Here is an 8,466-nt window from a genome sequence, read left to right on the forward strand (position 1 = left end):
TATATAACCCTTTAATATAAACAATGAAAGTATTGGTTATTGGCGCAGGTAACATGGGGCTTACCTATGCCACAGGTATGTCTAAATCCAAACTGTTGAAAAAACGCAACATCATGGTGCTGGACAAGTCAAAGGAAAAATTGGAAGAAGTTGGTAAAATCGCCTATTTCGATGCCATAGACAAAATCGAAGATTGTGTTCCTCAAGCGGATATCATCTTTTTGGCCGTAAAACCCTATCATGCCGAAGAGCTTTTCCAACGCATGAAATCCTTGGTAAACCCAGAACAATTGTTCATATCCATTATGGCAGGGGTTACCATCAATTTTATACAAGAATCACTTGGTATAAAAAAAGTGGTAAGGGCCATGCCCAATTTACCAGCTCAAGTTGGTAAAGGTTTGACCAGCTACGTGTCCGCCGAGGAAGTTTCCCGATTGGAACTTTTTATGGTTGAAGGCCTATTGGATACCACCGGAAAATCCCTCAGGGTAAAAAGTGAGAAATATATTGATGCATCCACCGGAATTTCCGGAAGTGGACCAGCATATGTTTTCTACTTCATGCAAAGTATGATGGAAGCCGCACTACAAATGGGATTCTCCGAAAATGTTTCCAAAGTACTCGTGAGCCAAACCTTTACAGGTGCCGTGGAGTTGTTCAACCAGAACAATCTAAACCCCGATACCTGGATGGAGATGGTAGCCTCCAAAGGAGGAACCACCAGGGCCGCCTTGGACTCCATGGAAGACAATAATGTAAACGAATTAATCAAAGAAGCCGCCTTTGCAGCATTCGGTAGAGCTGTGGAACTAGGCGAAGAATACTAAAACATGTATAAAGAACTAGTGGTCATCAAAGTAGGTACAAATGTGATGACCAACAAAGACAACAGAATTGTAAGACCAGTGCTCAACAATTTGGTACAACAAATTGCAGAGCTTTACGAACGGGACATCATGACCATTTTGGTCTCCTCTGGATCGGTAATCGCCGGTAAAGAGGTTCTGGGAAAAGCCAAAATAAAGGATAAGACCCAACGTAGGCAAGTATATTCCGCCATTGGGCAACCCAGAATGATGAGGCATTATTATAACATATTCAACGATTACGGAATGAAGTGTGCCCAAGTGCTCCCAACAAAAAGGGATTTTAATCCTGGTGTGCACCGAGACAACATGATCAATTGCTTGGAAGGACTCCTTTCCGAAGGAGTTATCCCGATAGCCAATGAGGATGATGCCGTTTCCGTATCCATGTCCATGTTTTCGGACAATGATGAATTGGCCACCTTGCTGGCACAACTGATGAAGGCAGACAGACTTATCTTAATGACGGATATTGATGGCCTTTACGATGGACATCCAGAAAAAGCCGATTCCAAGGTAATCGACAAGGTCGAACCAAAAGAAGACTTGGATAAATATATAGAAGAAGGAAACAAACAAGAAGGCGAAGGCCGCGGTGGCATGGGATCAAAATTAAACTATGCCCAAAAAGCAGCAGCAGCCGATATTCCATCCTACATTGTAAACGGTAAACGAGATAACGTAATCTTGGATGTTGTAGAAGGAAAGAACGTAGGAACAGAAGTTTCAAAATAACAACAATGAAATTATTAAAAACAGATTTAAAAAATAAAGTATTACAAGATATGGAGCGGATCCTTGATGAAAATCGGGACGAATTGCTCCAAGCAAACAAAAAAGATCTAGACGCATTCAACCGCGATGATCAGGCGTTGTACGATCGTTTGGTGGTGGACCAAAAGAAAGTGGACCAAATGATTCAGGCCGTAAAAGAAGTTCGCGTGCAAGATGATCCCGTTAACAAAGAAATCTCCACAAGGGAATTGGACAACGGGCTCAAAATCATCAACAGGACGGCACCTTTTGGTACGATAATGATTATTTACGAGTCTCGCCCCGATGTAACCATTGAGGCAGCCGTACTTGCATTTAAGGCCAATAATAAAATATTGCTAAAGGGAGGTAAGGAAGCTTACCATAGCAACAAGGCCTTGGTTAAGTTCTGGCATCAAGCCTTGACCGAAAATGGTCTATCCAAAGATTATATCCAGTTTATGGAGATGGACAGGACCCAAACGCAGGAGTTCCTAAGGAACCCTGACCAAGATTTGGACCTTATCGTGCCCCGTGGAGGTGAGCGTTTAATCGCTTTCGTAAAAGAACATGCCAAATGCGCAGTGTTGATCAGTGGTAGGGGAAACAATTTCCTATATGTGCACAAAGAGGCCGATTGGGAAAAAAGTTTAAAAGTGATTTTAAATGCAAAAACCCACAAGATTTCGGCCTGTAATGCCTTGGACAAAATTTTAATAGACACTCAAATTGATGGTTATGAGGACAAGCTGAAGGAATTACAGCAAGTACTTACGGCCAACAATGTATCCATAATTGTGGACGATGAAGTCAAAAAAACATTGACGAATGAGGATACCATTACAGATGAATCCATTTGGCAAGAAGAGTTTTTGGCCATGAAGTGTGTAATTGGTGCCATCGACAATATCGAAGAGGCTATGGATAAAATCAACAAGAACTCTGGAGGGCACTCAGCATCCATAATGACGGAGAACAATAGCGTAGCCAAAACGTTCATGGAAAATGTGGACTGTGCTGCGGTATACCAAAACGCATCCACCCGTTTCACCGATGGTGGACAAATGGGCGTTGGTGCCGAGCTGGCAATCAGTACGGACAAATTGCACCATCGAGGCCCATTGGGACTGAAGCAATTAGTTACCAACAAATACTATGTATTTGGCGATGGGCAAATCAGGGTATAACCTATATACTATATCAAACTACAAAGGGAGGCCACTGGTCTCCTTTTTTTCATAATGTCCATCCAGCAAGGTCTGAAACTTTATTTTATTATCAAATTTCAAGGTATTTATTGGTAGTTTTTTAAGAAAATCTCTAGATTTATTACTTAAAATATATAAAATATGGGAAAATTTGAGATTAACACGGATAAAGCCGGAAAGTTCAGGTTTAATTTAAAAGCTGGAAATGGCCAAGTTATTTTGAGCAGTCAAGGGTACACCACCAAATCTGCTTGCGAAAATGGTATCGAATCTGTAAAAAAACATTCACAGGACGATGATAATTTTGAAAGAAACACAGCGAAAGACGGCAGTCCTTACTTTAACCTAAAAGCATCCAACGGACAAGTTATCGGAAATAGCGAAATGTATTCCAGCGATTCTGCTATGGAAAATGGCATTGCATCCGTCAAAAAAAATGCTCCAGACGCATCAGTGGAAGAAATTTCCTAAAAAACTGGTATCATTTTACAACGATTAAGACAGCCTGAAAGGGCTGTTTTTTTTATGCCAAACTTTCATCCACCAATTCAAATGGGCCATTCATTGGTTCAAACAGGCCATTCGTTAATTGGGCACCTTAAATCCCATTTATTGATTCTATGTTTGTCATGCAATAGCGTTAGTGCATATTGATAAGCAAGGTCAATTTAACGCATGCACAGATAGCAATTCACTTTTGACGACTGTTGGTCATAAAAGTGTTTAGTTTAGTTGAGGTTTCCGTTACGCCAAGGAACTACAAAAGTTCCTTGGTTGTAATGGTTTTTTTATTTAGAACCTACCCCCTCTCCATAATTTATTAATCCAGAGAATTATTTGTTTGTTCAGATAACCATGAAGACCTCATATTTCGGCAAAAAAAGGGGCTTCAAAAAAACCTAGATAAACTCAACTAGCCCATCCGTCAATTCAAAACCCTCATCCATGCATTGGTCCCTTCAAAATCCATTCATATGTATTCTCTTTGGAATCGATTCAAAATAAAAATTAATAACCCTTGCCCTTTTCAGGTCTTAAAAATTTAAAAACATGATTTCAAAGAATACTTTCCTGAGTTTGGTCCTACTCTTATTCACGTACGTGCTATCTGCACAATCTTACGTAGGCTTTTTGGAGGACAATTACAATGGTGTACATGGAATAATTTCCAACCCGGCCAACATTGCCGACTCCAACCTTAAAATGGATGTGAACATTTTTGGCTTTAGCGCACTTTATGCGAACGATTACATAGGCTTTAACCTAGGTGATGCCTTTGGTAATGCAAGTGAAGCTTTTGATAACGCCGAAACATTCCCGACAAACAATAACTTTTTAGCCTTTAACGTGGATGTAATGGGTCCATCGGTAATGCTAAGTATGAGCAAAAAACACTCGTTGGCCATTTTCACAAGAGGAAGGGGTATCTTCTCCGTAAACGATATCAACGGGAACCTTTTGGAAAAAGAAGGTGGTTACGACGAAGGTGAGGATTTTTCCCTTGTTGAAGATGATATGTCAAGTTCATTTAGTGCGTGGGGCGAAATTGGAGCAACCTATGCACGTGTTCTTCTAGATGACAAGGAGCATTTCCTTAAAGGAGGTGTATCGGTCAAGTATATTCAAGGTCTAGCCAATGCATATATAAACGGCACGGACATTTCTGTAGATTATAATTCCACCACCGAAGAAGTTACTACCACCGGAGAGCTACGTTACGGCAGTACGGGAGAAGTGAGTGAAGAGGGAAATTTGGGAAATGTATTCGAATCTGGCGCAGGTAATGGCCTTGGAGCAGACCTAGGGTTTGTATATGAATGGCGTCCCAACCACGCCGAATTCACTAAATTAAAGAGTGATGGTACAACCGTGGTCAATCGTGGGGTGAACAAATACAAAGTAAAACTTGGCATTTCAGTTACCGATATAGGAACAATTGGTAATGTAGATGGCATTGACAGGATATATAACTTGAACAAAACCCAAGATGCCAATAATTTTGATGGCGATGTGCTAGAAGAAGCCCTCATCGACAATTTTGAAATAATCGGAGAAAGAACGTCCGTAAGTTATACCCTTCCAACTGCATTGCACACCAATGTGGATTGGAACGTAGCTTCCAAACTATATATGAACTTTAACGGGGATATGTCCTTGACTCCTAAAAACGGTGTCAATATTGGCCGAATCATTAATCAATATAGACTCACACCTAGATTCGAAACCACTTGGTTGGCTGTTTATTCACCTTTGAGCATTATTGAAGGGGGTACGTTTCAGTGGGGAGCCGGATTAAGATTGGGGCCCATTTATTTAGGTTCTGGGTCCATCCTATCTTCTCTGGTGGGCGAAAACACCAAAGCTCTGGACCTTTATGCAGGACTTAAAGTTCCTCTTTATCATAATAAATTGAAGGATAAGGACAATGATGGCATCATCAACCAAGAGGACAGATGTCCCGAAATTGCTGGGCCAGTGGAAAACCAAGGTTGCCCATGGGAAGATACCGATGAAGACGGGGTTTTGGATAAAGATGATGATTGTCCAGAAGTTGCCGGGCCTGAAGAAAACAACGGATGCCCTTGGAAAGACACCGATGAAGATGGTATTTTGGACAAGGACGATGAATGTCCAGAAGTCGCAGGACTCAAAGAATTTAACGGATGTCCCGACACCGACTCAGATGGTATCGAAGACCGAAACGACCGTTGCCCCCAAACACCTGGAACAATCGAATACAACGGATGCCCCGATACCGATGGCGACACCATTCCCGATGTGGACGACCTATGTCCAAAAGTTGCAGGCACCGTAGCCAACAATGGTTGCCCGGAAGTAACCGCCGAAGTTCAAAAACAGTTGAACGATTACGCTAGAACTATTCTGTTCGATACCGGAAAAGCTACCATCAAGCCGGAATCCGTTTCCGTGATGGTCGATATCCTCCAAATATTGAATGAATATCCAAATGCCAAGTTTACCGTGGAAGGACATACCGATAGTGTGGGCAGTAACACCACTAACCAAAACCTATCGGAAGCTAGGGCCAACTCCGTACGCGATTTCTTGATCAACGAAGGAATATCCGGCAGCAGATTATCTGCTATTGGTTACGGAGAAGATAAACCAATTGCATCGAATTCAACAAAACTTGGAAGACAACAAAACAGACGAGTAGAAATCAATTTGATTAAATAAAACCATCCTACCCATATTTTCAATTTGATTCATAGAGCAAAGGTTTGGTGTAACTCAGTTGTTCTTAAATAATCGGGATGGCAGATCCGCCAAGTGTATCTTGGCGGATCTTTTATTTAAACAAGTAAAATCTTACAAAAATCAGGTTTTTAGCAATAAGTGCTTTTTTCACTCATTGATCCAAATGGGGCATCCGTCAATTGGAACCCACCATAGGTGAATTCATGCCTAATTCTTATCTAATTAGTCCTTTAATTTATACTACCAAATCTATTTCTTGATCGGCCCCACCAAGAAATCTTAGTAAAACTTAACTCTTATGACTAAACTTCTACTTAGTTCCATTTTCCATGCATTGAAATTATTTCAAGTGCAAAATAAGCCCTATAACATATTCCAAAATCAAAAATATTTGGTATTCAACACACCAACAAAGTGGTTGGCGCTGCTATTAATTCTGTTTAGTAGTGGACAAATATCTGCCCAGACTGATGAAATCGACACCTGGTTCAGGGCCGGGAAAGGGATAAATTCCCCAACGGACGGAATCCCCTTTGCCGATCCCAATCCAGCTCCACCTGCGGACGGAACACCTGTGAACATTTGGTACGATATTGTATACAATTCCCAACAAAATGCAGTTCCCCATCCATTGCCCGCCAATTATAGTTTAGATCCCTTGGCCCCACCCCCAAACCATGGTTTTGACTATAACTTGCCCAATAGTGGGGTAACTTACCCCCTGTTCCTCACCCCAGCAGGCTCCATTCCTGGACTACCCACTTTGCGAAGAAACAACATAGACAACATCAATTTTAATCCAGTTGTCCAATTCGATGGAAGTGGTAACGGACAAGCCCTACACTTTAGAATGGTCAATCGTGAAGATCTTACGGTTTTTGTGGTTTTCAAGGCATTGGGCGCTGGGAACTCCGCAGAGACCCAACGATTGCTCTTTGGGGGAGACGTGGATGTACAGCATGTTTCCGGCGTTGTGGATAATTGGAAAACAAACCTTTCATTAGGAATATCCGACGGTAATACAATATCTGTGGGAAGAACATGGAGAGGTGATGATGGGCCGGGAGGCCCCCCGTATTATCAAAGTGGAACTATAGATCTTCAAGGAGAACCGGCCATAGGTACACTGGTAAGATCGGCAACACTTGGTTCCGAAACGTTGACAGCCTACGCGAATGGAATATTAGAGTTTTCTGACCCACGTACTCATATCCTAGCAGAAAATGAACTCTTTGAGTTTTATCGTTTGGGCAAACATTTTAATAGTAACGATCCAAATAGGAATCTCACGGGAGATATAGCCGAAGTCTTGGTTGCAGATCTTGCCCTTGGTAACCTTGAAAGGCAGAAGGTTGAAAGCTATCTTGCCATTAAATACGGTATCACTCTCAATGCTGGAGGTCCTCTAGGAAGCATAAATGGAAATGATGGCTATAATTACCTTGCCGCCGACGGAACTGTTATCTGGCAAGTGGACCCAACCTATAAGCATGATATCGCAGGTATAGGTAAGGATAAATACCACGATAATGCAAATGCTGGGACCATCGATCTACGTTATAACCAAGATCAGCGAATCTCAAAAAGTGCCAATGCTGATGCTATCGTTACCATTTCTACAAATACTGATTTCAGCACTGATAATTTAGATTTGTCAAGGACCGAAGTAGATGGTTTTTCATTTTATAGTTATAGACATAACTATTTAATATGGGGAAACAACGATGCTACCATCAATGAAATAGCCTCAGAATTGCCCACCGATATCATTAAGAGACTGGGTCGTGAATGGAGAGTTCAAGCAGTACGATCGGCCGGTACTAATCCAATCACCAATGTAAGTGTTCGTGTAGACCTTTCTGGCTCTGATATTTTGACCAATGCATGTGACCTGAAACTTCTTATCGATACCGACACCGATGGTGACTTTACAACTGGTACTATAACGCGTGTAACTGCTACAAGCGTAGATGGTTCAGGTAATGTATATTTTGATAATGTAACCTTCAACCATCTTGAAGTTTTTACCATTGGCTATGAACAAGAAGCCCCTATACTAGATTCTATTGATAATGTAACAGATTGTGAATCATATGAGCTTCCTTCGATTAATGGTACAAATCTTACTGGGAATGAAGCCTATTATGATGCTTCTGGAGGTCCTAGCAGCGGTGGAACAAAATATCTTCCAGGAGATATTATCACAAACGGCATCACACTTTACGCTTATGATGAAACAGGTGGAGCTCCCAATTGTTTTGATGAAGTAAGCTTTAAAGTGGACATCAACACAGCTCCGGACGCAGGCGAAAATGGCGTCATAGCCATCTGCACGGGCACAGGGGCCGCAACGGACCTGTTCGGCGCTCTTGGCGGCACGCCCGATAACGGGGGTGCCTGGAACGATGACGATTCAT

The 8,466-nt window shown here is 41.8% G+C and carries 5 protein-coding genes and 1 pseudogene; all 6 read left to right on the forward strand.

Going from position 1 to position 8,466, the window contains the following annotated elements; translation table 11 throughout:
- The first annotated feature begins 23 nt into the window (after positions 1-23).
- Positions 24-830 carry a pyrroline-5-carboxylate reductase gene (gene proC, locus DCK90_RS11930; protein WP_108246438.1) on the forward strand — a complete coding sequence of 269 codons (807 nt, stop codon included), beginning with the start codon at positions 24-26 and terminating at the stop codon, positions 828-830.
- 3 nt (positions 831-833) lie between these two features.
- The gene (proB, locus tag DCK90_RS11935; protein WP_108246439.1) at positions 834-1,604 is read left to right on the forward strand and encodes a glutamate 5-kinase; all 771 of its coding nucleotides are present in this window, start codon (positions 834-836) and stop codon (positions 1,602-1,604) included.
- Between the two features lie 5 nt (positions 1,605-1,609).
- Positions 1,610-2,809, forward strand: a complete 1,200-nt coding sequence (locus tag DCK90_RS11940; protein WP_108246440.1) for a glutamate-5-semialdehyde dehydrogenase — start codon at positions 1,610-1,612, stop codon at positions 2,807-2,809.
- 162 nt (positions 2,810-2,971) lie between these two features.
- Positions 2,972-3,301, forward strand: coding sequence for a YegP family protein (locus tag DCK90_RS11945; protein ID WP_108246441.1), 330 nt, complete (start codon positions 2,972-2,974; stop codon positions 3,299-3,301).
- A gap of 579 nt (positions 3,302-3,880) precedes the next feature.
- Complete coding sequence (locus tag DCK90_RS11950; RefSeq protein ID WP_108246442.1) at positions 3,881-6,028, forward strand: DUF5723 family protein; 2,148 nt, start codon at positions 3,881-3,883, stop codon at positions 6,026-6,028.
- 319 nt (positions 6,029-6,347) lie between these two features.
- Positions 6,348-8,466, forward strand: a pseudogene (locus tag DCK90_RS11955) (hypothetical protein); the annotation flags it as partial.

Origin of the sequence: Muricauda brasiliensis (assembly GCF_003057865.1) — a bacterium.
GTDB lineage: Bacteria > Bacteroidota > Bacteroidia > Flavobacteriales > Flavobacteriaceae > Flagellimonas > Flagellimonas chongwuensis.

What these genes read in the sequence shown, in the direction of transcription:
- DCK90_RS11950 (WP_108246442.1), top strand. Translation starts at nt 3,881, where the DNA reads ATGATTTCAAAGAATACTTTCCTGAGTTTGGTCCTACTCTTATTCACG.
- DCK90_RS11940 (WP_108246440.1), top strand. Translation starts at nt 1,610, where the DNA reads ATGAAATTATTAAAAACAGATTTAAAAAATAAAGTATTACAAGATATG.
- proB (WP_108246439.1), top strand. Translation starts at nt 834, where the DNA reads ATGTATAAAGAACTAGTGGTCATCAAAGTAGGTACAAATGTGATGACC.
- proC (WP_108246438.1), top strand. Translation starts at nt 24, where the DNA reads ATGAAAGTATTGGTTATTGGCGCAGGTAACATGGGGCTTACCTATGCC.
- DCK90_RS11945 (WP_108246441.1), top strand. Translation starts at nt 2,972, where the DNA reads ATGGGAAAATTTGAGATTAACACGGATAAAGCCGGAAAGTTCAGGTTT.